The sequence below is a fragment of the Escherichia sp. KS167_9B genome, assembly GCF_030295215.1.
GTDB lineage: Bacteria > Pseudomonadota > Gammaproteobacteria > Enterobacterales > Enterobacteriaceae > Escherichia > Escherichia coli_F.
This window is the reverse complement of sequence record NZ_AP025754.1, coordinates 1374935-1399154: the sequence shown is the minus strand read 5'-3', so window position 1 is coordinate 1399154 and position 24220 is coordinate 1374935. Positions and strand designations below refer to the sequence as shown.

The window sequence follows — 24220 nt, the reverse complement described above, 5'->3', positions numbered from 1 at the left end:
TACCTGGATTATGGTGAATTGCTACCGCCAGATGTTACAGGGTTTATTCACTCATCGCATCGCGCCAGATCTTGTCAACGATACGTTGCGCCAGCACGGCCTGTTCTCCGGCAGTTTGTGGAACTGTCTGATTTTGCACGCAATCAATGAAGTGACGCGCACAGCCAACAAATCCACGTTGCTCAAGAGTACTCTGCCAACCTGGAATAGGTTTATGCACCACGCCCTGCCCGCGCTCCTCACACCATTCGCGCATATCTATAATGTCGATGAGCGCACCGTCAGTCACGGCCTGCACGGCTTCACGCTGACTTCCGGCACGGCGATGCATACAGGTGGTAATCTGCAAAGGACCGGCCGAAAAATGGTGCTCGGCAAACAGCATTTCGCCCACGTCGTTAGTCAGTAGCATACCGCCATCCAGAGAGGCTTTGCCGCTCGACAACCACAGCGCGGTATCCACCACATGCAGATAATCATCCAGCAACGTGAAATAAAGGTCGTGTGGCCCGACGCTATTACTACGATGTTTATCCATTCTTAGCGAGGCTGCGGTGGCAAGTTGCGTTTTTAACTCACCGTAGAGTGGTGCGAAACGACGGTTAAAACCGACCATCAACGTCAGTTTTTTCCGCGCCGCCAGTTCAACCAGCCGTTCAGCATCGCGCAGATTTTCTGCCAGCGGTTTATCGACGCAGACATGTACCCCCGCATTGAGTAACGCACTGACCACGTCAAAGTGGCTGGCGGTGCTGGAATGCACAAAAACAGCGTCACAACAGGCAGCAAGGCTGGATAACGAATCGGCATAAGGAATGCGCCAGCTTTCACAAATTGGCAGAGCTTTCGCGCGCGTTGGCGACCACGCACCTTGTAACGTCCAGTCAGACGCTGCCGCCAGCACCGGTAACCACGCCTTTTGCGCGATGCCGCCTAACCCCACTACGCCGATACGTAATTTTTTCACTTTAATCTCCCAGATGGGCCAGCAACGAATCAAGACGCTGTTTCAGTTCTGCCACTTCGATTTCCAGAGCTTCGACGCGGGCCTGTAAATCACCGTCAACCGCGTTCGACGTATCCGTTACCGCCGGCTGATCTTCAACCTCACCACTGAAAAGATGCATGTAGCGGCTTTCGCGTTTACCCGGTTCGCGGGCCAGACGCACCACAAAAGGACCATCTTCGCGATTCGCCAGTTGTTCAAGCGTCGACTCCACTTCCGCCATATCGCTGAACTCATACATTCGCGCGGCGCGACTGCGCAGTTCTCCCGGTGTCTGGGCACCACGCAATAACAACGTGGTGATTAACGCTACTTCTGCGGCGCTCAGTTTCAGATCGCCAAATTCTGAATTACAAAAACGTTGCTCATATTTGGTGACCCGATTACCAAAACCGCTCACCGTGCGTAGATAATGACGTTTGACCAGATTATCCAGCTGTTCCTGCACTTCAGATTCACTCAGATTCATGACCGGTTCACGGTTCGTTTTCTGATTACAGGCCGTTACTACACCATTTACTGAAAGCGGGTATTGCTCCGGCGTAGTCACCTGTTTTTCCAGCAAGCAGCCAATCACGCGGGCTTCCAGAGCAGTAAGTTGATATTTCATCAGATTCTCCTTAGCGGCCAGGCGTCCAGTCTGGGGTGGTTAATGCCGTCAGAACATGATCGCGCCATTGTCCATCAATCAACAGATAGTTTTTCGCATAACCTTCTTTTTCAAAACCCAATCGCGCCAGTAAATCACCGCTGCGTTTATTGTGCGGCATATAGTTGGCCATAATGCGATGAATATGTTGGGTGCGCTGCATATAACGAATGGCTGCGGTCAGGGCTTCAAACATGAGTCCTTTGCCCTGCCATTTTTGCCCAATCGAATAACCGAGATAGCAGGCATGAAAAGAGCCGCGAACAACATTGGAAAAATTGGCAACGCCAATAATCTCTTTTTCGTCCGGGTCGAATAAGCCAAAGTAGAAAGCTGAACCTTGTTTATGAAATTCGTTAATCATCCCTAGCCTGGCCTGCCAGCCTGATGGATAACAGTGGCTTTCGTCGCGCACTGGCTCCCAGGGCTTGAGGAAATGGCGATTCTCTGCGTAATAATCCGCAAGACGCCAGGCATCACGATCATGCACCAGACGCACGACCAGTCGGTCAGTGGTTAAGCGCACTTTTGGCACGTTACTGCGATAGCCAAACATTCTATACCTACTCCTTCCCGTAACGTCTTTAATACGCTGTAAGTATTACTATACCTGCGCAACCAGACCCTGTGAAAAGTCCAGAATGCCATTTTCTGCATTATTCACATATTTGATAAAAACTCTCTATCAAAGCGACGTTTTGATAAAAAAATATTGTCCCCGAAGTGATGGGAAAAGTCATAGCGGCAATGCAGAATAGAAAGTGCTCATCTTTTATTTCCCGGGAGGGGAAATGTCCCGCGTGTCGCAGGCGAGGAACCTGGGTAAATATTTCCTGCTCATCGATAATATGCTGGTCGTGCTGGGGTTCTTTGTTGTCTTCCCGCTGATCTCTATCCGCTTCGTTGATCAAATGGGCTGGGCCGCCGTCATGGTCGGTATTGCCCTCGGCCTACGCCAGTTTATTCAGCAAGGTCTGGGGATTTTCGGCGGCGCAATTGCCGACCGCTTTGGTGCCAAACCGATGATTGTCACCGGTATGCTGATGCGTGCCGCCGGATTCGCCACAATGGGTATCGCCCACGAACCGTGGCTACTGTGGTTTTCATGCCTGCTTTCGGGACTCGGCGGCACGTTGTTTGATCCTCCGCGTTCGGCGCTGGTGGTGAAACTAATCCGCCCGCAGCAGCGTGGCCGTTTTTTCTCACTATTAATGATGCAAGACAGCGCTGGTGCTGTCATTGGCGCATTGTTGGGAAGCTGGCTGTTGCAATACGACTTTCGCCTGGTCTGTGCCACAGGAGCCGTTTTGTTTGTGCTGTGTGCTGCGTTTAATGCCTGGTTGTTACCGGCATGGAAACTCTCCACCGTACGCACGCCCGTTCGCGAAGGCATGACCCGCGTGATGCGCGACAAGCGTTTTGTCACCTATGTCCTGACGCTGGCGGGTTACTACATGCTGGCTGTACAAGTGATGCTGATGCTGCCAATTATGGTCAACGACGTCGCGGGCGCGCCGTCTGCCGTTAAATGGATGTATGCCATTGAGGCGTGTCTGTCGTTAACGTTGCTCTACCCTATCGCCCGCTGGAGTGAAAAACATTTTCGTCTGGAACACCGATTGATGGCTGGGCTATTAATAATGTCATTAAGCATGATGCCAGTGGGTATGGTCAGCGGCCTGCAACAACTTTTCACTCTGATTTGTCTGTTTTATATCGGGTCGATCATTGCTGAGCCTGCGCGTGAAACCTTAAGTGCTTCGCTGGCAGATGCAAGAGCACGCGGCAGCTATATGGGGTTTAGCCGTCTGGGTCTGGCGATTGGCGGCGCGATTGGTTATATCGGTGGTGGCTGGCTATTTGACTTGGGTAAATCAGCGCACCAACCAGAGCTTCCGTGGATGATGCTGGGCATTATTGGCATCTTCACTTTCCTTGCGCTGGGTTGGCAGTTTAGCCAGAAACGCACCGCGCGTCGTTTGCTGGAACGCGACGCCTGATTTGATACTCCCCCCTGACTCCTCCATACTGAAAATGAACTGACAGCCAAATGGAGGAGTCACGTGAAGCTATACATTTACGATCACTGCCCTTACTGCCTCAAAGCCCGCATGATTTTCGGCCTGAAAAATATCCCCGTCGAATTACATGTTCTGCTCAATGACGACGCAGAAACACCCACCCGGATGGTCGGTCAAAAACAGGTTCCCATTCTGCAAAAAGATGACAGCCGCTATATGCCAGAAAGCATGGACATCGTTCACTATGTCGATAAACTCGACGGCAAACCGTTACTGACCGGCAAACGTTCACCTGCCATTGAAGAATGGCTGCGCAAGGTCAACGGCTACGCCAACAAACTGCTGTTACCGCGTTTTGCCAAATCGGCATTTGATGAGTTTTCTACTCCCGCCGCACGCAAATATTTTGTCGACAAGAAAGAAGCCAGCGCGGGTAATTTTTCCGACCTGCTGGCCCACTCTGACGGTCTGATTAAGAATATCAGCGATGATTTTCGTGCGCTGGACAAACTTATCGTCAAACCGAACGCCGTGAATGGCGAACTTTCGGAAGACGATATTCAGCTATTTCCGCTCCTGCGTAATCTGACGCTGGTAGCCGGAATCAACTGGCCAAGCCGCGTTGCTGATTACCGCGATAATATGGCGAAACAGACACAAATCAATTTGTTATCATCAATGGCGATTTAATCCTGACCCGCCGCGGCAGCCTGTATTCGCGGGTTGCCGCCGTTTTCAGTTTTTTCTGCTGGCGAGTTTATCGCTGGTGACACATGCTGCGTTGTGTCAGGATATTGACGCAGATTTCATGTCGAGGACTACCATGAACAAGTTTTTATTTGCCGCTGTATTGTTCGTCAGTGGCCTGCTCGTTGGCTGTAATCAACTCACCCAATACACCATCACCGAACAAGAAATTAACCAGTCGCTTGCGAAACATAATAATTTCTCAAAAGATATCGGTTTACCCGGCGTGGCTGACGCCCATATTGTTCTGACAAACCTGACCAGCCAAATTGGTCGCGAAGAGCCGAATAAGGTTACCCTAACCGGAGACGCCAATCTGGACATGAACTCCCTGTTCGGTAGCCAGAAAGCGACCATGAAACTGAAGCTGAAAGCGCTGCCTGTGTTTGATAAAGAAAAAGGCGCGATCTTCCTGAAAGAGATGGAAGTAGTCGATGCGACGGTACAACCGGAAAAAATGCAAACGGTGATGCAAACGTTGCTTCCCTATTTGAACCAGGCATTACGCAATTACTTTAACCAGCAACCTGCTTATGTCCTGCGCGAAGATGGCAGTAAGGGCGAAGCAATGGCGAAGAAACTGGCGAAAGGTATTGAAGTGAAGCCTGGTGAAATTGTCATTCCGTTTACTGATTAATCACGAGGGCGCATTTGCGCCCTTTATTTTTCGTGCAAAGGAAAACGTTTCCGCTTATCCTTTGTGTCCGGCAAAAACATCCCTTCAGCCGGAGCATAGAGATTAATGACTGCACCATCCCAGGTATTAAAGATCCGCCGCCCAGACGACTGGCACCTTCACCTCCGCGATGGCGACATGTTAAAAACTGTCGTGCCTTATACCAGCGAAATATATGGGCGGGCTATCGTAATGCCCAATCTGGCTCCGCCCGTGACCACCGTTGAGGCTGCCGTGGCATATCGCCAGCGTATTCTCGACGCCGTACCTGCCGGGCACGATTTCACCCCGCTGATGACCTGTTATTTAACAGATTCGCTGGACCCTAATGAGCTGGAACGTGGATTTAACGAAGGCGTGTTCACCGCTGCAAAACTTTACCCCGCAAACGCAACCACTAACTCCAGCCACGGCGTGACGTCGGTTGATGCAATCATGCCGGTACTTGAGCGCATGGAAAAAATCGGTATGCCGCTACTGGTGCATGGTGAAGTGACACATGCAGATATCGACATTTTTGATCGTGAGGCGCGCTTTATAGAAAGCGTAATGGAACCGCTTCGCCAGCGCCTGACCGCGCTGAAAGTCGTTTTTGAGCACATCACCACCAAAGATGCTGCCGACTATGTCCGTGACGGAAATGAACGTCTGGCTGCCACCATCACTCCGCAGCATCTGATGTTTAACCGCAACCATATGCTGGTTGGTGGCGTGCGTCCACACCTGTATTGTCTACCCATCCTCAAACGCAATATTCACCAACAGGCACTGCGTGAACTGGTCGCCAGCGGTTTTAATCGCGTATTCCTCGGTACGGATTCTGCGCCGCATGCACGTCATCGCAAAGAGAGCAGCTGCGGCTGCGCGGGCTGCTTCAACGCCCCAACCGCGCTGGGCAGTTACGCTACCGTCTTTGAAGAGATGAATGCTCTGCAGCACTTTGAAGCATTCTGTTCTGTAAACGGCCCACAGTTCTATGGCTTGCCGGTCAACGACACATTCATCGAACTGGTCCGCAAAGAGCAACAGGTTGCTGAAAGCATCGCATTGACTGATGACACACTGGTGCCATTCCTCGCCGGGGAAACGGTACGCTGGTCCGTTAAACAATAAAAATCGTAGCTTCCTGTTGTCATTAGGTTATTTTAACTGTATAAATAACCAGTATATTCAACAGGGGGCTATTATGCGAATTGAAGTCACCATAGCGAAAACTTCTCCATTGCCAGCTGGGGCTATTGACGCCCTGGCTGGCGAACTTTCCCGCCGTATTCAGTATGCGTTTCCTGATAATGAAGGCCACGTATCGGTACGTTATGCCGCAGCGAATAATTTATCGGTTATTGGCGCGACAAAAGAAGATAAACAGCGCATTAGCGAAATTCTCCAGGAAACGTGGGAAAGCGCCGATGACTGGTTTGTCAGCGAATAATATGCAGTGATTTTTGTTTTTGCCGGGTCGCCCCGGCTTTTTTATTTTACTTACGATTTTCGAGTACAAAATTCCTACACTTCCTCAAAATAATTGCACAATATGCTAAAAAAATATGAATGACATGCTGTTTTATTGTTCATATAAATCTTAAAAGCAAAAATTTATCTGTTCCCCCCTTTAAAAATTCGGTGAATACCCTTACTTATTGGTATACTGAAGTTGCTTCAGATAAAAACGCATTGAACCTCGAATAACGTTGTCTAGTAACACGAATTAGGGGGCCATGATGGAAAAAAATAATGAAGTCATTCAGACTCATCCGCTCGTAGGGTGGGACATCAGCACCGTTGATAGCTATGATGCGCTGATGTTGCGTTTGCATTACCAGACCCCAAATAAGTCCGAGCAGGAAGGGACTGAAGTTGGTCAGACGCTCTGGTTAACCACTGATGTTGCCAGACAATTTATTTCGATATTAGAAGCAGGAATCGCCAAAATTGAATCCGGTGATTTCCCGGTAAACGAGTATCGGCGTCATTAACATGACATGACCATCCACCCAAAAGGCACCTCACTGGTGCCTTTACCATTTCTGGGTTGTATATCTGCATTCAGTTAATTACTCTGCTTAAACCATGAGAGCAGAGAGAAAAAAATGAAATACGATCTCATCATTATTGGCAGCGGTTCCGTAGGCGCTGCCGCCGGGTATTATGCAACCCGTGCCGGTTTAAACGTGCTAATGACCGACGCCCATATGCCACCGCATCAACACGGCAGCCACCACGGCGATACGCGATTAATTCGCCATGCTTATGGTGAAGGCGAAAAGTATGTCCCGCTGGTCCTCCGCGCGCAAACGCTGTGGGATGAACTCTCCCGCCACAACGAAGAAGATCCCATTTTTGTACGCTCTGGCGTCATTAACCTTGGCCCGGCTGATTCCACATTTCTCGCCAACGTCGCCCACAGCGCCGAACAGTGGCAACTCAACGTTGAAAAGCTCGATGCGCAAGGGATTATGGCCCGCTGGCCGGAAATACGCGTCCCGGACAACTACATCGGCTTATTTGAGACTGATTCCGGCTTTTTACGCAGCGAACTGGCGATTAAAACCTGGATTCAACTGGCGAAGGAAGCGGGTTGTGCGCAGTTGTTCAACTGCCCGGTCACCGCAATTCGTCATGACGATGATGGCGTAACTATTGAAACCGCTGACGGTGAGTATCAGGCGAAAAAGGCGATTGTCTGCGCGGGAACATGGGTAAAAGATCTGCTCCCGGAACTGCCTGTCCAGCCCGTACGCAAAGTATTTACCTGGTATCAGGCCGATGGTCGCTATAGCGTGAAGAATAAATTCCCGGCGTTTACCGGTGAACTGCCCAATGGCGATCAATATTATGGTTTTCCGGCAGAAAACGACGCGTTGAAGATTGGCAAACATAACGGAGGCCAGGTTATCCATTCAGCGGATGAACGTGTTCCGTTTGCGGAAGTCGTCAGCGATGGCTCGGAAGCCTTCCCGTTCTTGCGCAATGTATTGCCGGGTATCGGTTGCTGCCTGTACGGCGCTGCCTGCACCTATGATAATTCGCCTGACGAAGATTTTATTATCGATACTCTACCCGGCCACGATAATACACTGCTCATTACCGGCCTGAGCGGGCACGGTTTTAAATTTGCGTCAGTTTTAGGGGAAATAGCTGCCGATTTTGCGCAAGACAAAAAAAGCGATTTTGATTTGACGCCATTCATGCTTTCCCGCTTCCAATAATCATCATTACGGCCTCCAGAATGAGGCCGTTTTTACAGGAGTATTTAATGCGTCGGCTGTTGCACTATCTCATCAATAATATTCGCGAGCATCTGATGCTTTATCTTTTTCTCTGGGGACTGTTGGCAATTATGGACCTGATCTACGTGTTTTATTTTTAGTTTTTCCGCACTGACATAAACTGACAAATATTTAATCTCCCTTTCATTTAGCGTGAAAAATTGAATGAGATTCTTCCTGCCTCTACAGCACTCACCAGACCTTCCAGATGCTGAACCCACTAAACTTATGAAGATTCTTTCATTATTAATTCAAAATTATTGAAATAAAAATAAATATCATTCAATTTGTTATTTTTGTGTTGCAATTCATTCTCCGACACGCCATTTTCTTTCTCTCGCAAATTCTTTTTGGATGCACTTATGTCATTCACAAATACCCCTGAACGCTATGGTGTTATATCTGCGGCCTTACATTGGCTAAGCGCAATTATTGTCTATGGCATGTTTGCTTTAGGTCTGTGGATGGTCACGCTCAGCTATTACGATGGCTGGTACCACAAAGCACCCGAATTGCATAAAAGCATCGGCATTTTGTTAATGATGGGGCTGGTTATTCGCGTTCTTTGGCGTGTCATATCTCCACCGCCGGGTCCGCTGCAAAGTTATTCGCCCATGACTCGTGTTGGCGCAAAGGCTGGACATCTTGCATTGTACCTATTGCTCTTTGCCATCGGCATCAGCGGCTATCTGATCTCAACTGCCGATGGTAAACCGATCAGCGTTTTTGGCTGGTTTGACGTCCCCGCGACCCTCGCCGACGCTGGCGCACAGGCTGACTTTGCCGGTGCCCTGCATTTTTGGCTCGCGTGGAGCGTCGTAGTACTGTCCGTTATGCACGGATTTATGGCCCTGAAGCATCATTTCATCGATAAAGACGACACTCTGAAGCGCATGCTGGGAAAGTCGTCATCTGACTATGGAGTATAAAAAATGAAAAAAAGCCTGCTTGGTTTAACCTTCGCTTCCTTGATGTTCTCTGCCGGTTCAGCGGTTGCCGCCGATTACAAAATTGACAAAGAAGGTCAGCACGCCTTTGTTAACTTCCGCATCCAGCATCTTGGCTATAGCTGGTTATATGGCACCTTTAAAGATTTCGACGGTACTTTTACCTTTGATGAAAAAAATCCAGCTGCCGATAAAGTGAATGTGACAATTAACACCACCAGCGTCGATACTAACCACGCCGAACGCGATAAACATCTTCGCAGTGCGGATTTTCTCAATACCGCAAAATATCCACAGGCAACATTCACCTCCACCAGCGTGAAGAAAGACGGTGACGAACTGGATATTACTGGCGATCTGACGCTGAATGGCGTAACCAAACCCGTCACGCTGGAAGCGAAATTAATTGGTCAAGGCGACGACCCGTGGGGTGGTAAACGTGCAGGCTTCGAGGCCGAAGGCAAAATTAAGCTCAAGGACTTCAATATCAAAACAGATTTAGGTCCAGCTTCTCAGGAAGTGGATCTGATTATTTCAGTGGAAGGCGTACAGCAGAAGTAAGCGTGAAATGTTGCCGGATGACACGCATCCGGCAATGATTTTTATTCTGTTGGATCAGGAATGCCCAGTGTTGTATTCAGACGTCCACGAGACTTATTAAAGATCTTATTGCCATTTTCACGTCCTGCCCGACGGCGTCGCTGTTCTTCTGGCGGTAACGCGCTTTCTTCGCAGCAAATCTCACTGCAACAACCTTTGTATTTTTCTGCACATACTGGACACTGAATAAACAGCAGGTGGCAGCCATCATTTTTACAGTTGGTATGGCTATCGCACGGCGCACCGCACTGGTGGCAATGCGCGATAATCTCATCAGATATACGTTCGCCCATCCGCTCGTCAAACACAAAATTTTTGCCAATAAAACGCACCGGTAAGCCCTGCTCGCGCGCCTTACGGGCGTATTCAATAATTCCGCCTTCGATATGCCAGACTTTATTGAATCCGTTATGTTTCATCCAGGCACTGGCCTTTTCACAACGAATGCCGCCGGTGCAGTACATAACGATTTTTTTATCTTTATGTTCCTGCATCATCTCGACTGCTTTTGGCAGCTGCTCACGGAAGGTATCTGCCGGAATTTCCAGCGCGTTTTCAAAGTGCCCCACTTCATACTCATAGTGGTTACGCATGTCGATAAACAGTGCATCGGGATCGTCAAGCATGGCGTTCACTTCCGCCGCTTGCAAATACTCACCAACATTACTGGCATCGAAGTGAGGATCGTCAATACCGTCGGCTACGATGCGATCGCGCACCTTCATGCGCAGTACCCAGAAGGATTTCCCGTCATCATCCAACGCGATATTCAGGCGTAAGCCATCTAAAGCCGGGTCGAAGCCGTATAGCTGTGCGCGAAATGTTTCAACATTGCTCGCAGGTACACTGATTTGCGCGTTAATCCCCTCATGCGCCAGATACACTCGCCCAAAAATATTCAGCGCAGTAAACAGCTGATATAAAGCGTCACGGGTCGCTTTCGGATCGGCGATGTGGAAATACTTATAAAACGAAATGGTGGTGCGCGGTTCGCGCTCAGCCAACATTTTGGCTTTCAGCGCGTCGTTGGAAATGCGGTTGTGTAACACTGGCATGGTGTACGGTTCCTGCGAGATGGGAAAGTAAAAATCCGCGGCATGATATAGCAATTATCGATAATTAACATCCACACATTTTACGCTACATTTGCGCATTAAAAATTATTTATTATTTACAAGCGCGGTAATTTCGCCCAGTCTTCAGCCACAAATTTTGGTTGCGGGCGAAAAAATGCGACAATACATACAATTGCCCGAATAGGTTGAAAAACAGGATTGATATGACGAATCTACCCAAGTTCTCCACCGCACTGCTTCATCCGCGTTATTGGTTAACCTGGTTGGGTATTGGCGTACTTTGGTTAGTCGTGCAATTGCCCTACCCGGTTATCTACCGCCTCGGTTGTGGATTAGGAAAACTGGCGTTACGTTTTATGAAACGACGCGCAAAAATTGTGCATCGCAACCTGGAACTGTGCTTCCCGGAAATGAGCGAACAAGAACGCCGTGAAATGGTGGTGAAGAATTTCGAATCTGTTGGTATGGGGCTGATGGAAACCGGCATGGCGTGGTTCTGGCCGGACCGCCGAATCGCCCGCTGGACGGAAGTGATCGGCATGGAACACATTCGTGACGTGCAGGCGCAAAAACGCGGCATCCTGTTAGTTGGCATCCATTTTCTGACTCTGGAGCTGGGTGCGCGGCAGTTTGGTATGCAGGAGCCGGGCATTGGCGTTTACCGCCCGAACGATAATCCACTGATTGACTGGCTACAAACCTGGGGCCGTTTGCGCTCAAATAAATCGATGCTCGACCGCAAAGATTTAAAAGGCATGATTAAAGCCCTGAAAAAAGGCGAAGTGGTTTGGTACGCACCGGATCATGATTACGGCCCGCGCTCAAGCGTTTTCGTCCCGTTGTTTGCCGTTGAGCAGGCTGCGACCACAACCGGAACCTGGATGCTGGCACGGATGTCCGGCGCATGTCTGGTGCCCTTCGTTCCACGCCGTAAGCCAGATGGCAAAGGGTATCAGTTGATTATGCTACCGCCAGAGTGTTCTCCGCCGCTGGATGATGCCGAAACCACCGCCGCGTGGATGAACAAAGTGGTCGAAAAATGCATCATGATGGCACCAGAGCAGTATATGTGGTTACACCGTCGCTTTAAAACACGTCCGGAAGGCGTTCCTTCACGCTATTAAATCTCCCATGCCGGATGCTTGAGAATGGCATCCGGCATTCCCACAGCAAATCCTCCTGATTTAGCGATAAAAGCTCTCTGGATTGCGCCCCCTGGAAGTCGGGCGCATAATTAGTGTGCTTATCTTTTCTTCTTATGTTCACCGCGCCTGGCGCACCAACAGCGGATTGCTATGTCACCCTGTGAAAATGACACCCCTATAAACTGGAAACGAAACCTGATCGTCGCCTGGCTAGGCTGTTTTCTTACCGGTGCCGCCTTCAGCCTGGTAATGCCCTTCTTACCCCTCTACGTTGAGCAGCTTGGCGTTACCGGCCACTCCGCCCTGAATATGTGGTCCGGTATTGTCTTCAGCATTACATTTTTATTTTCGGCCATCGCCTCACCGTTTTGGGGTGGACTCGCCGACCGTAAAGGCCGAAAACTCATGCTATTACGCTCTGCCCTCGGCATGGGCATCGTGATGGTGTTGATGGGGCTGGCACAAAATATCTGGCAGTTTTTGATCCTGCGGGCGCTGCTTGGTTTGCTTGGCGGATTTGTTCCCAACGCTAACGCACTGATCGCCACACAAGTACCGCGTAATAAAAGCGGCTGGGCGCTGGGTACGCTCTCCACAGGCGGCGTTAGCGGCGCGTTGCTCGGCCCAATGGCTGGTGGTTTGCTTGCCGATAGCTACGGCTTACGTCCGGTATTCTTTATTACCGCCAGTGTGCTGATACTTTGCTTTTTCGTCACCCTGTTTTGCATCCGAGAAAAATTCCAGCCGGTCAGCAAAAAAGAGATGCTGCATATGCGGGAAGTGGTGACATCACTTAAAAACCCGAAACTGGTACTCAGCCTGTTTGTCACCACGTTAATCATCCAGGTGGCGACGGGTTCAATTGCCCCTATTCTGACGCTGTATGTCCGCGAACTGGCGGGTAACGTCAGTAATGTCGCCTTTATCAGCGGCATGATCGCCTCGGTGCCAGGCGTGGCTGCTCTGCTGAGTGCACCACGACTCGGCAAACTTGGCGATCGAATCGGACCCGAAAAGATCCTGATTACAGCGCTGATCTTTTCTGTACTGCTGTTGATCCCAATGTCTTATGTTCAGACGCCATTGCAACTTGGGATTTTACGTTTTTTGCTCGGTGCCGCGGATGGTGCACTACTCCCCGCCGTACAGACACTGTTGGTTTACAACTCGAGCAACCAAATCGCCGGGCGTATCTTCAGCTATAACCAATCGTTTCGTGATATTGGCAACGTTACCGGACCATTGATGGGAGCAGCGATTTCAGCGAACTACGGTTTCAGAGCGGTATTCCTCGTCACCGCTGGCGTAGTGTTATTCAACGCCGTCTATTCATGGAACAGTCTGCGCCGTCGTCGGATACCCCAGGTATCGAACTGATTTTTCGCCTTTCATACTTGCAAAAGCGGAGAATCAGCTATCCTTTTCCCTGAAACCTCATCAACTCAAAGGGAGAATCGTGATGACCATGTACGCAACGCTTGAAGAAGCCATTGACGCTGCACGCGAAGAATTTCTTGCAGACAACCCCGGCATCGACGCCGAAGACGCGAATGTGCAACAGTTCAATGCCCAAAAATACGTTTTGCAGGACGGCGACATCATGTGGCAAGTTGAGTTTTTTGCCGACGAAGGGGAAGAAGGTGAATGTTTACCCATGCTTAGCGGTGAAGCCGCGCAAAGTGTCTTTGACGGCGACTATGATGAGATAGAGATCCGCCAGGAGTGGCAGGAAGAGAATACATTACATGAATGGGACGAGGGGGAATTTCAGCTTGAGCCACCGCTGGATACGGAAGAAGGACGGGCAGCGGCTGATGAGTGGGATGAACGCTAATTACTCATACGGGCCATGATGAATGTCGATCGGCAGCAGTAAAGTATCGAAAACAAGGGAGAATGGCAGATCAAGGATCGTGACGTAACGCCAGGCGGAGTCACGCACGTCCCATTGCACACCAGGATAATATTGGTTGCCATGCCCCTGCCCCGGTATAGTGCGACTAATAATACTGCCGCAGCCACTCAACAAGGTCACCATAATACTGACCATGATGAAACGCATTTGATACCTCTCCCGTAAAAAAATACCGGCATAACGCCGGTATTTTTATTGGCTCGTTGTTTTTGCCAGATGCAGCGTGAACGCCTTGTCCGACCTAAAAAATATTGCAAAATCAATACATCGTAGAACGTAGTGGCCTGATAAGCGTAGCGCATCAGGCCACTACGTTTTATTGCGAAGCCGCATCCGGTTTACGCAATGCCAGCGGATTCAGCTTTATCCCTTCATAATAACTCACCCATGAAGAATATCTCTCAGGGGAATTCCAGACGCGGAAATGCAGACGGGCCATCGTCACCGGATCGCTTAGCAGCACCAGGCGACGATCGCGATTCAGCTTCTCTGGCGTCTCGTTGAGCGCCTGTTCAACGTGGCGGTCACGGGCGATTTCCAGCACCTTACTGGCGCGGTGACGCGCGGTCGCCATTGCGGTTGCCAGAGCGTTAAATGACGGGTTAAACACCGCGTGCATAAAACCATCATCAAGGGAGCGTTTACGATTCATCTCAAGGAAACGATCGGTATCAACCAGCACCTGCGGCGGTGAATACTCTTCCGGGATCAGGAACAGTTTCCAGCGTTTGGTTCGCAGACCAACGGTGGCACGGCTGGAAATCACCGAAACAAACGGTGACAAGATCAACGAGAAGACAATCGGTGCCAGCCAGAACAGGAAACGCAGATCCAGCCACGCCATACCAACTGCCCACACTAACCCCAACAGCAGCTGTGAGCCGTGGCGTTTGAACGCTTCGCCCCAGGAAGTGGAGTCATCATCACGCTGCGGTGAATTCCACACCACTTCCCAGCCAAGGAAAGCGCTGACGACGAATACCGTATGGAACAGCATACGTACCGGAGCCAGCAACACGGAAAAAAGCACTTCCAGCAGCAGCGATAATGTAACGCGCCAGAAGCCACCGAATTCTTTCGTTCCTTTGCACCAGATAAGCAAAATGCTCAATAACTTCGGCAGGAACAACAGCACCATAGTCGAAGCAAACAGCGCTATCGCCAGCTCAGGACGCCACTGCGGCCACACCGGGAACAACTGCCGTGGTTGCAGGAAGTATTGCGGTTCGGTCAACGCATGCACTACCTGCAATGCAGTAGAGAGCGCGAGGAACATAAACCACAGCGGAGCGGAGAGATAAGACATCACGCCCGTCAGGAATACCGCACGGTGAACCGGGTGCATACCCTTAACCAGGAACAGACGGAAGTTCATCAGGTTACCGTGGCACCAGCGGCGGTCACGTTTTAGCTCATCAAGCAAGTTAGGCGGCAATTCTTCATAAGAACCCGGGAGATCGTAAGCAATCCACACCCCCCAACCTGCACGGCGCATCAACGCCGCTTCCACGAAGTCATGTGACAGGATTGAACCGGCAAAGGAACCTTCGCCCGGCAGCGGAGCCAGTGCGCAGTGCTCGATAAACGGTTTCACGCGTATAATCGCGTTATGTCCCCAGTAGTGCGACTCGCCAAGTTGCCAGAAGTGCAAACCGGCTGTAAACAGTGGCCCATACACGCGGGTCGCGAACTGCTGACAGCGCGCATACAGCGTATCCATACCGGACGCTTTCGGTGACGACTGAATGATCCCGGCGTTCGGGTTGGCTTCCATCAGGCGCACCAGGCCGCATAAACAATCACCGGTCATTACCGAGTCAGCATCCAGCACCACCATGTAGCTGTACTGGCTGCCCCAGCGACGGCAGAAGTCATCGATATTACCGCTTTTACGCTTCACGCGACGACGGCGGCGGCGATAGAAAATCTGACCTTCGCCACCGACTTCAGCGATAAGCTCCATCCAGGCTTTTTGCTCTGCGACGCAGATATCCGGGTTATAACTGTCACTCAGAATGTAGACATCAAAGTGTTTGGCATTCCCGGTGGCTTTTACTGATTCCCACGTTGCACGCAGGCCAGCAAAAACACGGTTCACGTCTTCGTTACAGATAGGCATGATCAACGCCGTGCGATGCTCCGGGTTTAATGGTTCATCGCCAACTGTCGACGCAGATATACTGTATTTATCGCGACCAATAAGCAGTTGCAGGAAGCCCATCAACGCCGTCCAGAATCCGGCGGACACCCAACAGAACAGCACCGCAAAGAGGATCAGGATACCGGTTTGCAGCATATAAGGCAGAAGCTGCATAAAGGAAACCCACACATCCTGACCAACCATATCCATAGGATTAATCAGCGCCCACCCCTGATAAGGAAGAATGGTCTTCATATACCAGGTCGCGACAACAGTTTGTGCGAGCGTCAGGATTAACAAAATGTAACGGCGGATAGTACCGACGGTACGCCACTTTTGCTCGCTTTCCTGCTCTTCTTTGGTCAAACGAGCCAGATAGCGCGGCGTGACATCGCGTCCACGCAGACGATCCCAGAAACGGCCTACCGGGTTGGTACGCCACGGGTCGGGAAACATCGAGGAGCGTTTTGCTTCTGGCATCGCCTTAAGCTGATCGCGCCCTTCATCGTCTTTAATTAACTGTCCATCAGCAAGTGAATCTGGCCAGGCTTGTTCCAGACGCGCCTTTACCGAGCCTTGCGGGGAGTCATCCTCCCGCGCCCAAGTGCGGTGTTCGGCATCCAGCGCCTGATGAACGGCGCGGATATCAGTCTTCGGCAATGCCGCTTTCTCGCTTGCGGCGATGGGCATTGCGTCAATGTACTCAGTTGTCTTATTCATTGGCAGGTAACTGGTAGCTCCAGGTTTCACTCAACGTCTGATCGGCATTCACCAGCGCAGCACGCATTTCAGTGGTTTTCTTGGCATCTTTCACTTTCACACGCATCACCAGACGCCAGCCTTTGGTAACCGGGTTATAGCGCACTGTGCTTTCAACTATCTCACCATTATCACCAATGCTGGTTTGCGCTGTGACCGGGGTATCCTCTGGCAGTTTTTTCATCTCTGCGCCGGTAAAATCGACCACAAAGGCGATAGTACCGTCAGGCTGGCGAATCAGGTTCGACTGCTTCACATCCCCCGTTGAACGACGCGTTTGTTGCACCCATGCGTTATCTGGTGCATGCAGTTTGTCTTCATCACGGCTAAAGGTGATGGTGTATTTAAAGTTCATCTCTTTACCCGGCTCCGGCAGCTGATCCGGCGTCCAGTAAGCGACGATGTTATCGTTGGTTTCATCGTTGGTTGGAATTTCCACCAGCTCAACGCTGCCTTTGCCCCACTCCCCTTTCGGAGTCACCCATGCGCTTGGACGGAGGTCGTAACGATCATCGAGATCTTCGAAGCGGGAGAAATCACGACCGCGCTGCAACAGACCGAAGCCTTGCGGATTTTCCATCGAGAAGCTGCTGACCGCTAAATGTTTCGGGTTATTCAACGGACGCCAGATCCATTCACCATTACCGGCATGGATAGAGAGACCGTTAGAGTCGTGCAACTCCGGGCGATAGTTATTTGCAGGCGAAGGTTGGTTCGGCCCAAACAGGAACATACTGGTTAACGGTGCAACCCCCAGTTTGCCGACTTTATCGCGCAGATAGATTTTCGACTGCACATCCACAACCGTGTCACGCCCTGGCATAACCACGAATTTGTAAGCACCTGTCGCACGCGGCGAGTCAAGCAATGCATAAATGGTTAAACGTTTATCAGTCGGTTTTGGACGCTCGATCCAGAACTCTTTGAAACGTGGAAATTCTTCACCCGATGGCAAGGCGGTATCAATTGCCAGGCCGCGGGCAGAAAGGCCATAAACCTGACCTGCGCCAATCACGCGGAAATAGCTGGCCCCGAGCATGCTGACGATTTCATCGTTTTTATCTTTGCTGTTGATCGGGTAAAGCACTTTAAAACCGGCAAAACCAAGGTCTTTTACCGTGTCTTTATCATGCTGAACATCGCCGAAAGTGAAATAATCCGGGCTGTATTTGATTCGTTTGACTGCGGTGGCAGTCACTTCATTTATTTTGACCGGGGTATCGAAGTACATACCCTGATGGTAGAACTCGAGTTTGAATGGGGTCTTCAGATTGTTCCAGTATGCTTTGTCATGATTAAACTGGATCTGCTGATAGTCCGCGTATTTCATGTCGCGGAAAACGGAGGGCAAGTTGCTTTTAGGCGCCTCATAGCCTTTCCCGGCTAAGGATTGAGCTTGCTTTGCGACATCATCAATACTGAAAGCCCAGCTTGAAGATGTATACAGGGTTAACATTACTGCAGCACTCAACCAACGCATTTTCATCATTTGTAGTTTATGTTTCATAATTAGTAAGCACTTCCCCCTTTGTGTGCTTATATCGATCCGATCTATTTTAATGGATAACCAGCCATTCCGACAACAGAATCCCGGTATCGTTCAGCACGCTGGCTCATGGATTAAGCACCTGATTGCAACCGTTTTCACTTTCCGTGCTTCTCCTAAAGACAGAAGCATCGACTTCGTGTAGGGTTTGCCAGCAAATTTATTTATCAACCGTCTTACAGACGCTTCCATTCTGGTTAGTGGTAGCGATGATGCTATGCATAAAAACCTTGAAGCCTGCGTCTGGCGCGGTCAGGTCGGTGTCGCTATGGCAACAAGCCTAAAGGCATAACCCGACAGGGATAAGACGAAAAATCCGAGATTAGTTAACCATATATGAATCCAGTACCCGCGCAACGTGAATATTTCCTCGACTCCATCCGCGCCTGGCTGATGTTGTTAGGGATCCCTTTTCATATTTCTTTAATCTATTCGAGCCATACATGGCATGTGAATAGCGCCGAACCGTCATTGTGGCTGACCCTTTTTAATGACTTCATCCACTCGTTCCGCATGCAGGTATTTTTCGTTATATCCGGGTACTTTTCTTACATGCTTTTTTTACGCTATCCCTTGAAAAAATGGTGGAAAGTACGTGTCGAACGTGTAGGGATCCCGATGTTAACAGCCATCCCCCTACTGACATTGCCGCAATTTATTATGCTGCAATACGTCAAAGGGAAAGCGGAAAGTTGGCCTGGGCTGTCATTGTATGACAAATATAATACGTTGGCCTGGGAATTAATATCACACCTGTGGTTTTTACTGGTGTTAGTGGTCATGACGACGCTATGCGTATGGATATTTAAACGCATCAGAAATAATTTAGAAAATTCTGATAAAACGAATAAAAAATTCTCGATGGTAAAATTATCGGTGATTTTTTTGTGCCTCGGCATCGGTTATGCGGTAATAAGAAGAACGATTTTTATTGTGTATCCACCCATTCTGAGTAACGGCATGTTCAATTTTATTGTCATGCAAACGTTATTTTATTTGCCGTTCTTTATCCTCGGCGCACTGGCTTTCATTTTCCCTCATCTTAAAGCCTTGTTTACCACGCCGTCTCGTGGCTGTACCCTTGCAGCAGCATTGGCGTTTGTCGCTTATTTACTCAACCAGCGCTATGGCAGTGGCGATGCCTGGATGTACGAAACCGAGTCGGTGATCACCATGGTCCTCGGTCTGTGGATGGTGAATGTGGTCTTCTCCTTCGGCCACCGTTTGCTTAACTTCCAGTCAGCGCGGGTGACTTACTTTGTTAACGCATCGCTATTTATCTATCTGGTTCACCACCCGTTAACGCTGTTTTTCGGCGCGTACATTACACCGCACATCACCTCCAACTGGCTTGGTTTTCTCTGTGGCCTGATATTCGTAGTAGGGATTGCGATAATTCTGTATGAAATTCATTTACGCATCCCGTTACTGAAGTTTTTGTTCTCTGGTAAACCGGTTGTTAAGCGTGAGAACGATAAAGCACCAGCCCGTTAAGCCGCGTTTACAATAACCATTCCACAGGCAATATCGACGCCAGTCTGACCATAACCCGCTTCCAGAAACTGGTAGCGGGTTCTTTTTTGAGAACAATTTCTTTCTTTGCATGACGATCAACCCAGTTGATCCGCCCCCACCTGTCCAGACGGAGCTGCCAGGCCGCATCATACTGGCTCTGAATAAAGCGTTTATCAATTAACTGTGCCAGCGTTTCGCTCTCTATCACGAACCCCATTTCAGTATTGAGCAATGTCGAACGTGGATCGAAATTGAAAGAGCCAATAAACACCGTTTTACCATCGATGCTAAAGGTTTTAGCATGCAGGCTGGCACCGGAATTACCGGTTATGCCGCGATCGTGTAACGTACTACTTTGTTCACGCGTCGGCTTGAGTTCATATAATTCCACGCCGTAGCGGAGCAATTTTTTGCGCCAGCGCGCGTATCCGGCATGGACGACAGCAACATCGTTAGCGGCAAGAGAATTGGTTAGGATCGCAATCTTTACCCCTTTTCTCACCATCCGTAAGAGTTGCGCCACACCTGCGCGTGTCGGTACAAAATAGGAAGAGATAATATCGATGCGTTCACTGGGTGAGCCCATGATATCGAACAGGCGCTGCGGTAACAGTGAATGCCGTTTTGCCTTGCCTTCCCCTTTCGCCGGATCATCACTTAATAAACGTGTTTTCGCCCAGATAAGCGGCAACGTTCCATCAACCAGATGATTTATAAACGGGCTGGATTCCATTTTGCGTAAATAACGATGCGTCATGGCATCGTCATGCCAGGAGGCGGGTAACTCGATGCGATCCGCCATTTCACCTTCCGGGACATCCAGCACCTGCTGTAAGGGTGAAACCGATTTACAATACCAGTAGCGGGCGAAATCATCGGCAACGTCCTCTACAACTGGTCCTATTGCCATGACATCTAAATCCGAAAAAAGTGGCTCTTCCCCTGCACCAAAATAGGCATCACCAATATTTCGTCCCCCCACCAGAGTCACCACACCATCGACGGTGAAACTTTTATTGTGCATACGGCGATTGAGACGGGAAAAGTCGGTGATATAACCAAGCGGACGTAGCAGTCGAAACGAAAAAGGATTAAAAAGTCGGACTTCAATGCGGGGATGACTGTCAAGCAAGCGTAAAATGTCGTCAAGTCCGGGTGTATTGTTGTCGTCCAGCAACAAACGGACGCGAACGCCACGCTTTGCTGCGGCTAACAGGGCGGAAAACAGTAACCGACCCGACATATCGTCCTGCCAGATGTAATACTGAACATCCAGCGTATGCTCTGCCATTTCGGCCAGACGATACCGGGCGGCAAACGCATCCAGACTTTTCTCCAGAGGAAAAAGGCCACACTGACCGGGATGTTGCGAACACAGTGGCAGCACCGCGCTCGCCAGCCGGGGCAAATCATTCATCTCCTTGTTGGGTAAGGAGTCTTTCGTAGAGGTGGGCGTTTTCTTCATCATAACTGACAAAGTATACCTGTTCGGGTAAAGCGTGACGGGTAATAAATTCTGAAACGGTTTTTACTGCGATTTCAGCCGCTGCCGCGCGAGGGTAACCATAAACCCCAGTACTAATTGCAGGAAAAGCCACTGACGTATAGCTGTTTGCCGCCACCAGTCGTAGGCTATTGAGATAGGCATCCTGCAAAAGCTGGTCTTCGTTTTGTTCACCACCACGCCAGACTGGGCCGACGGTGTGCACTACGGCTTTCGCGGGAAGATCGCCTGCAAGCGTAATAACGGCATGCCCCGTAGGGCAATCGCCCTGCTGTTGCCTGACTTTTAAACAGGCATCCAGAAGGGCCGGACCCGCTGCGCGATGAATGGCTCCATCGACGCCGCCGCCTCCCATTAATGACGGATTAGCCGCATTCACAATCACATCAACGGCCAGTTTGGTAATATCACCCTGCACAACATGAATACGCGTTTTCATAACGCCTCCTTACACCTTCTTGTTTCTTAAGTGTACAGCAGGCTTTTTGGTTAAATCGCATTTTTCTGCTCAGCAAGGTGAGTTGTTCAGAAACTTAGTTATATTCGATGTTCATTACAGCCAGCTTTTTCTGTTTATCAAGATACTGCACTTTTACTGAGGCTATTTGCGCGTTTTTGACATTGCCGCTCATTAACGCTTTGCTGGAATAGGTTCTGCCCGGAACAGAGCCATTCTGTGGGCAGTTCATTTCTACGGGTGATGACTGGGTGCTGACGTCACATGCCGGTTCCACAATTTGGCCATAAAAATGGATCACGCCCCCTTGCGCGGTGCTTCCTGCGATGGCAATAAAAGGAAAAAACAAACTGCCGAGCATAAGAGAGTTTAAAAAAGGTCTGAACATTTATTCTATTTCCTCAATGATTAGTCATCCTTGAGGGTTGTGTTATCCATACTTTCAGGTTGGCTGATCCGCAGCAGACCATTCTCTCCAGATTCATCTTATGCTCTATATTTCAACAAATTAAGACTTTTCTGAAGAGGGCGGCCATTGTTGTGATAAATGAAGTGACTGTCCATCAGAAACAGTAACAACTATTTTCACCCGATCGTCCGGGGAAATATTTAAACTCAACTTCGTCAAAGCAATGGGTTGATTAGCAGGCAATGAGAGGGTCTTTTCTTGCTTCGTCTGACTTTGCCCTGAACTGCCTTCGCGCAGGGACAATATTTGTACTCTGCACAGACAAGATTGAGTAAGAGTGACTTCAGGAATAATGGTGTACATATCCCCTTGCTGGGTCGTATTAAAGGTTATCTGACTGGAAAGTGCCGCAAGGAGTAATAACGCATTCATATTCTTCTCCCGAAAAAAAACAGGGCTTGCGCCCTGTTTCTTTAATACAGAGGATGTATTAGTACTGATGAGCGGTCGCGTTGTTACCAAAGCCAACCTGAGTGACGTTAACGCTGGAGTTAGATGCAGTCTGGTCAACAGCAGCACCGTTACCGCCACCGAACTGTTTAACAGTCATAGTAGAATCTTTACCATTCCACTGATCAAGAGTGGCGCTGTTACCGAAGCCACGCTGAGTCAGATCGATTGAGCTGTCATCTGAGCCCTGACCAACATCTGCACCGTTACCACCGCCATGCTGGGTAATAGTCAAGTCAGAGTTACGGGCATCAGTTTGCAGAGCAAGTGCAGAGTTACCGCCACCGTACTGGTAAATGTTCAGCTCTGAATTTGGGCCGCTATTATTACCGCCACCACCGTGGTTACCGCCGCCGCCGTACTGAGGAACAACACCTGCCAGAGCGCTACCAGAGAATACGATTGCTGCAATTGCTGCTACTTTTAAAAGTTTCATGTAAAACCCCCATCGGATTGATTTAAAAGTCGAATGGAAATTAACGTTGTGTCACGCGAATAGCCATTTGCGACTGTCTCTGCACTACAATTGCCGTTTTTTGAGTACCATACTGTGTAATATTTGCTTTATTACCAGAACCTTTCTGGATAATCATCGCAGTATTACCATAAGCACCTTGCGAAATACTGGCATCGTTGGCATTGCCCGCCTGATCAATATATGCAAGGTTATAATCTCCTGTCTGGTCAATCTTTGCCCGGTTGCTACTACCTTCTTGCGCAACAACCGCCAAAAGTTTTGAGCCTCCCTGCCGTAACTGAGCACTATTATTAGTCCCAGCTTGACCAATTATGGCTGCCTGATTAAATGAAGACTTACTCAATTCATTTACCGCGAAGTTATATTCTGAATTAGCTAAATCATAACCTGCTGCGGCTGCAATCCCAGGCGCACCCAGTATTGTTAACATCATAAATAACAATTTGTTTTTCATGTTGTCACCCTGGACCTGGTCGTACATTTAAGAAATTAAATCATTTCAACTTGGTTGTTAACGCAACCTGTATTTTGTTAACGCCGCGTTACGATGGAAAGTATGTCTGCGGAAATATTTTTAATAACTCACCTGCGCGTTGTATTTTTCTTTTTTTGTTCATACCAAAGTATTAAAACCCACGTAAATACGCTGTTATCTACGCAAAAAAATATTTTGTTTTCTTTTAAATTTCGGTTTTCCGCAATCAAAAATCACCAGACAGTCATTCTTCTTGCCCGTCGCTGATTGCTGCGATATGTCTTGCGCACAAGCCGTGACAAACCTCGTCTTTTTGCAGTAAAAAATTGTCCACGGAGGTGTGGAGAAAAAACAAGAACGTTTTACATGACGAAAG

Annotated in this window: 27 protein-coding genes; 14 read left to right on the top strand and 13 right to left on the bottom strand. The window is 49.4% G+C overall.

The window, feature by feature from the left end; genetic code table 11:
* Positions 1 to 43: 43 nt before the first annotated feature.
* From QUE34_RS06960 to rimJ, 3 genes are read right to left on the bottom strand one after another with little or no spacing between them, the layout of a single operon-like run.
* Positions 44 to 967, bottom strand: a complete 924-nt coding sequence (locus QUE34_RS06960; protein WP_032302856.1) for a Gfo/Idh/MocA family protein — start codon at positions 965 to 967, stop codon at positions 44 to 46.
* Position 968: 1 nt separating this feature from the next.
* Entirely contained in the window at positions 969 to 1616 is a 648-nt protein-coding gene (locus QUE34_RS06955; protein ID WP_000877119.1) for a YceH family protein, read from the bottom strand.
* A gap of 10 nt (positions 1617 to 1626) precedes the next feature.
* Positions 1627 to 2211: a ribosomal protein S5-alanine N-acetyltransferase gene (gene rimJ / locus QUE34_RS06950; protein ID WP_000468190.1), complete on the bottom strand. Its 585-nt coding sequence runs from the start codon at positions 2209 to 2211 to the stop codon at positions 1627 to 1629.
* A 235-nt stretch (positions 2212 to 2446) separates the two neighbouring features.
* Between rimJ and mdtH the strand changes: the two genes are divergently transcribed.
* The 10 genes from mdtH (at position 2447) to QUE34_RS06900 (ending at position 9876) form a co-directional block, all read left to right on the top strand.
* A complete protein-coding gene (gene mdtH, locus QUE34_RS06945) occupies positions 2447 to 3655 on the top strand; it encodes a multidrug efflux MFS transporter MdtH (RefSeq protein ID WP_000092207.1) in 1209 nt (402 codons plus the stop codon).
* Positions 3656 to 3718: 63 nt separating this feature from the next.
* On the top strand, positions 3719 to 4366 hold the full coding sequence (gene grxB / locus QUE34_RS06940) for a glutaredoxin 2 (protein WP_032302853.1): 648 nt from the start codon (positions 3719 to 3721) through the stop codon (positions 4364 to 4366).
* Between the two features lie 133 nt (positions 4367 to 4499).
* The gene (locus tag QUE34_RS06935; protein WP_001353288.1) at positions 4500 to 5060 is read left to right on the top strand and encodes a lipoprotein; all 561 of its coding nucleotides are present in this window, start codon (positions 4500 to 4502) and stop codon (positions 5058 to 5060) included.
* A gap of 105 nt (positions 5061 to 5165) precedes the next feature.
* Positions 5166 to 6212, top strand: a complete 1047-nt coding sequence (pyrC, locus tag QUE34_RS06930; RefSeq protein WP_000126544.1) for a dihydroorotase — start codon at positions 5166 to 5168, stop codon at positions 6210 to 6212.
* 73 nt (positions 6213 to 6285) lie between these two features.
* Entirely contained in the window at positions 6286 to 6531 is a 246-nt protein-coding gene (gene dinI / locus QUE34_RS06925; protein ID WP_001217754.1) for a DNA damage-inducible protein I, read from the top strand.
* A 289-nt stretch (positions 6532 to 6820) separates the two neighbouring features.
* Positions 6821 to 7075 (top strand): biofilm formation regulator BssS, encoded by a 255-nt coding sequence (gene bssS / locus QUE34_RS06920; RefSeq protein ID WP_000414437.1) that lies wholly within the window; start codon positions 6821 to 6823, stop codon positions 7073 to 7075.
* A gap of 114 nt (positions 7076 to 7189) precedes the next feature.
* On the top strand, positions 7190 to 8308 hold the full coding sequence (gene solA, locus QUE34_RS06915) for an N-methyl-L-tryptophan oxidase (protein WP_032302851.1): 1119 nt from the start codon (positions 7190 to 7192) through the stop codon (positions 8306 to 8308).
* A 47-nt stretch (positions 8309 to 8355) separates the two neighbouring features.
* On the top strand, positions 8356 to 8469 hold the full coding sequence (locus QUE34_RS06910; protein ID WP_001253418.1) for a YceO family protein: 114 nt from the start codon (positions 8356 to 8358) through the stop codon (positions 8467 to 8469).
* A 261-nt stretch (positions 8470 to 8730) separates the two neighbouring features.
* Positions 8731 to 9297: a cytochrome b gene (locus tag QUE34_RS06905; RefSeq protein ID WP_032302850.1), complete on the top strand. Its 567-nt coding sequence runs from the start codon at positions 8731 to 8733 to the stop codon at positions 9295 to 9297.
* Between the two features lie 3 nt (positions 9298 to 9300).
* A complete protein-coding gene (locus QUE34_RS06900; protein ID WP_000749261.1) occupies positions 9301 to 9876 on the top strand; it encodes a YceI family protein in 576 nt (191 codons plus the stop codon).
* Between the two features lie 41 nt (positions 9877 to 9917).
* On the opposite strand, the gene trhO is transcribed toward QUE34_RS06900, so the two are convergent.
* Positions 9918 to 10970, bottom strand: coding sequence for an oxygen-dependent tRNA uridine(34) hydroxylase TrhO (gene trhO / locus QUE34_RS06895; RefSeq protein WP_001353290.1), 1053 nt, complete (start codon positions 10968 to 10970; stop codon positions 9918 to 9920).
* A gap of 224 nt (positions 10971 to 11194) precedes the next feature.
* Between trhO and lpxL the strand changes: the two genes are divergently transcribed.
* The 3 genes from lpxL (at position 11195) to QUE34_RS06880 (ending at position 13970) form a co-directional block, all read left to right on the top strand.
* On the top strand, positions 11195 to 12115 hold the full coding sequence (gene lpxL, locus QUE34_RS06890; protein ID WP_001354911.1) for a kdo(2)-lipid IV(A) lauroyltransferase: 921 nt from the start codon (positions 11195 to 11197) through the stop codon (positions 12113 to 12115).
* A 171-nt stretch (positions 12116 to 12286) separates the two neighbouring features.
* Positions 12287 to 13513, top strand: coding sequence for a multidrug efflux MFS transporter MdtG (gene mdtG, locus QUE34_RS06885; RefSeq protein ID WP_000074172.1), 1227 nt, complete (start codon positions 12287 to 12289; stop codon positions 13511 to 13513).
* Positions 13514 to 13595: 82 nt separating this feature from the next.
* Positions 13596 to 13970: a MysB family protein gene (locus QUE34_RS06880; protein ID WP_000180056.1), complete on the top strand. Its 375-nt coding sequence runs from the start codon at positions 13596 to 13598 to the stop codon at positions 13968 to 13970.
* On the opposite strand, the gene QUE34_RS06875 is transcribed toward QUE34_RS06880, so the two are convergent.
* The 3 genes from QUE34_RS06875 to mdoG all read right to left on the bottom strand — a co-directional run bounded on the left by QUE34_RS06875 (position 13971) and on the right by mdoG (position 18439).
* Positions 13971 to 14198: a YceK/YidQ family lipoprotein gene (locus QUE34_RS06875; protein ID WP_001211028.1), complete on the bottom strand. Its 228-nt coding sequence runs from the start codon at positions 14196 to 14198 to the stop codon at positions 13971 to 13973.
* A gap of 169 nt (positions 14199 to 14367) precedes the next feature.
* The gene (mdoH, locus tag QUE34_RS06870; protein WP_072000945.1) at positions 14368 to 16911 is read right to left on the bottom strand and encodes a glucans biosynthesis glucosyltransferase MdoH; all 2544 of its coding nucleotides are present in this window, start codon (positions 16909 to 16911) and stop codon (positions 14368 to 14370) included.
* Positions 16904 to 18439: a glucans biosynthesis protein MdoG gene (gene mdoG, locus QUE34_RS06865; protein ID WP_001300662.1), complete on the bottom strand. Its 1536-nt coding sequence runs from the start codon at positions 18437 to 18439 to the stop codon at positions 16904 to 16906. The genes mdoH and mdoG overlap by 8 nt, the downstream gene beginning before the upstream one ends.
* Before the next feature lie 393 nt (positions 18440 to 18832).
* Between mdoG and mdoC the strand changes: the two genes are divergently transcribed.
* Entirely contained in the window at positions 18833 to 19990 is a 1158-nt protein-coding gene (gene mdoC, locus QUE34_RS06860; RefSeq protein WP_001070350.1) for a glucans biosynthesis protein MdoC, read from the top strand.
* Positions 19991 to 19997: 7 nt separating this feature from the next.
* Here mdoC and clsC read toward each other — a convergent pair whose 3' ends face one another.
* The 6 genes from clsC to csgB all read right to left on the bottom strand — a co-directional run bounded on the left by clsC (position 19998) and on the right by csgB (position 23823).
* Positions 19998 to 21479 (bottom strand): cardiolipin synthase ClsC, encoded by a 1482-nt coding sequence (gene clsC, locus QUE34_RS06855; protein WP_001353293.1) that lies wholly within the window; start codon positions 21477 to 21479, stop codon positions 19998 to 20000.
* Positions 21421 to 21954, bottom strand: coding sequence for an O-acetyl-ADP-ribose deacetylase (gene ymdB, locus QUE34_RS06850; RefSeq protein ID WP_105268585.1), 534 nt, complete (start codon positions 21952 to 21954; stop codon positions 21421 to 21423). Before ymdB ends, clsC begins: the two co-directional genes overlap by 59 nt.
* A gap of 94 nt (positions 21955 to 22048) precedes the next feature.
* The gene (locus tag QUE34_RS06845) at positions 22049 to 22360 is read right to left on the bottom strand and encodes a YmdA family protein (RefSeq protein ID WP_000489582.1); all 312 of its coding nucleotides are present in this window, start codon (positions 22358 to 22360) and stop codon (positions 22049 to 22051) included.
* Positions 22361 to 22480: 120 nt separating this feature from the next.
* Positions 22481 to 22813 (bottom strand): curli assembly chaperone CsgC, encoded by a 333-nt coding sequence (gene csgC / locus QUE34_RS06840; protein ID WP_000992818.1) that lies wholly within the window; start codon positions 22811 to 22813, stop codon positions 22481 to 22483.
* Between the two features lie 58 nt (positions 22814 to 22871).
* Positions 22872 to 23327 carry a curli major subunit CsgA gene (csgA, locus tag QUE34_RS06835; protein ID WP_032302842.1) on the bottom strand — a complete coding sequence of 152 codons (456 nt, stop codon included), beginning with the start codon at positions 23325 to 23327 and terminating at the stop codon, positions 22872 to 22874.
* 40 nt (positions 23328 to 23367) lie between these two features.
* The gene (gene csgB, locus QUE34_RS06830; RefSeq protein WP_001360656.1) at positions 23368 to 23823 is read right to left on the bottom strand and encodes a curli minor subunit CsgB; all 456 of its coding nucleotides are present in this window, start codon (positions 23821 to 23823) and stop codon (positions 23368 to 23370) included.
* Positions 23824 to 24220 lie beyond the last annotated feature (397 nt).

Excerpts from the sequence above, each read along its gene's own strand:
- QUE34_RS06880 (WP_000180056.1), top strand. The coding sequence starts at position 13,596 with ATGACCATGTACGCAACGCTTGAAGAAGCCATTGACGCTGCACGCGAA.
- QUE34_RS06900 (WP_000749261.1), top strand. The coding sequence starts at position 9,301 with ATGAAAAAAAGCCTGCTTGGTTTAACCTTCGCTTCCTTGATGTTCTCT.
- mdoH (WP_072000945.1), bottom strand. The coding sequence starts at position 16,911 with ATGAATAAGACAACTGAGTACATTGACGCAATGCCCATCGCCGCAAGC.
- QUE34_RS06935 (WP_001353288.1), top strand. The coding sequence starts at position 4,500 with ATGAACAAGTTTTTATTTGCCGCTGTATTGTTCGTCAGTGGCCTGCTC.
- csgB (WP_001360656.1), bottom strand. The coding sequence starts at position 23,823 with ATGAAAAACAAATTGTTATTTATGATGTTAACAATACTGGGTGCGCCT.
- csgC (WP_000992818.1), bottom strand. The coding sequence starts at position 22,813 with ATGAATGCGTTATTACTCCTTGCGGCACTTTCCAGTCAGATAACCTTT.
- QUE34_RS06955 (WP_000877119.1), bottom strand. The coding sequence starts at position 1,616 with ATGAAATATCAACTTACTGCTCTGGAAGCCCGCGTGATTGGCTGCTTG.
- QUE34_RS06910 (WP_001253418.1), top strand. The coding sequence starts at position 8,356 with ATGCGTCGGCTGTTGCACTATCTCATCAATAATATTCGCGAGCATCTG.
- mdoC (WP_001070350.1), top strand. The coding sequence starts at position 18,833 with ATGAATCCAGTACCCGCGCAACGTGAATATTTCCTCGACTCCATCCGC.
- clsC (WP_001353293.1), bottom strand. The coding sequence starts at position 21,479 with ATGATGAAGAAAACGCCCACCTCTACGAAAGACTCCTTACCCAACAAG.
- trhO (WP_001353290.1), bottom strand. The coding sequence starts at position 10,970 with ATGCCAGTGTTACACAACCGCATTTCCAACGACGCGCTGAAAGCCAAA.
- lpxL (WP_001354911.1), top strand. The coding sequence starts at position 11,195 with ATGACGAATCTACCCAAGTTCTCCACCGCACTGCTTCATCCGCGTTAT.
- QUE34_RS06875 (WP_001211028.1), bottom strand. The coding sequence starts at position 14,198 with ATGCGTTTCATCATGGTCAGTATTATGGTGACCTTGTTGAGTGGCTGC.
- QUE34_RS06905 (WP_032302850.1), top strand. The coding sequence starts at position 8,731 with ATGTCATTCACAAATACCCCTGAACGCTATGGTGTTATATCTGCGGCC.
- mdtH (WP_000092207.1), top strand. The coding sequence starts at position 2,447 with ATGTCCCGCGTGTCGCAGGCGAGGAACCTGGGTAAATATTTCCTGCTC.
- solA (WP_032302851.1), top strand. The coding sequence starts at position 7,190 with ATGAAATACGATCTCATCATTATTGGCAGCGGTTCCGTAGGCGCTGCC.
- ymdB (WP_105268585.1), bottom strand. The coding sequence starts at position 21,954 with ATGAAAACGCGTATTCATGTTGTGCAGGGTGATATTACCAAACTGGCC.
- QUE34_RS06845 (WP_000489582.1), bottom strand. The coding sequence starts at position 22,360 with ATGTTCAGACCTTTTTTAAACTCTCTTATGCTCGGCAGTTTGTTTTTT.
- rimJ (WP_000468190.1), bottom strand. The coding sequence starts at position 2,211 with ATGTTTGGCTATCGCAGTAACGTGCCAAAAGTGCGCTTAACCACTGAC.
- bssS (WP_000414437.1), top strand. The coding sequence starts at position 6,821 with ATGGAAAAAAATAATGAAGTCATTCAGACTCATCCGCTCGTAGGGTGG.
- dinI (WP_001217754.1), top strand. The coding sequence starts at position 6,286 with ATGCGAATTGAAGTCACCATAGCGAAAACTTCTCCATTGCCAGCTGGG.
- pyrC (WP_000126544.1), top strand. The coding sequence starts at position 5,166 with ATGACTGCACCATCCCAGGTATTAAAGATCCGCCGCCCAGACGACTGG.
- mdtG (WP_000074172.1), top strand. The coding sequence starts at position 12,287 with ATGTCACCCTGTGAAAATGACACCCCTATAAACTGGAAACGAAACCTG.
- csgA (WP_032302842.1), bottom strand. The coding sequence starts at position 23,327 with ATGAAACTTTTAAAAGTAGCAGCAATTGCAGCAATCGTATTCTCTGGT.
- mdoG (WP_001300662.1), bottom strand. The coding sequence starts at position 18,439 with ATGATGAAAATGCGTTGGTTGAGTGCTGCAGTAATGTTAACCCTGTAT.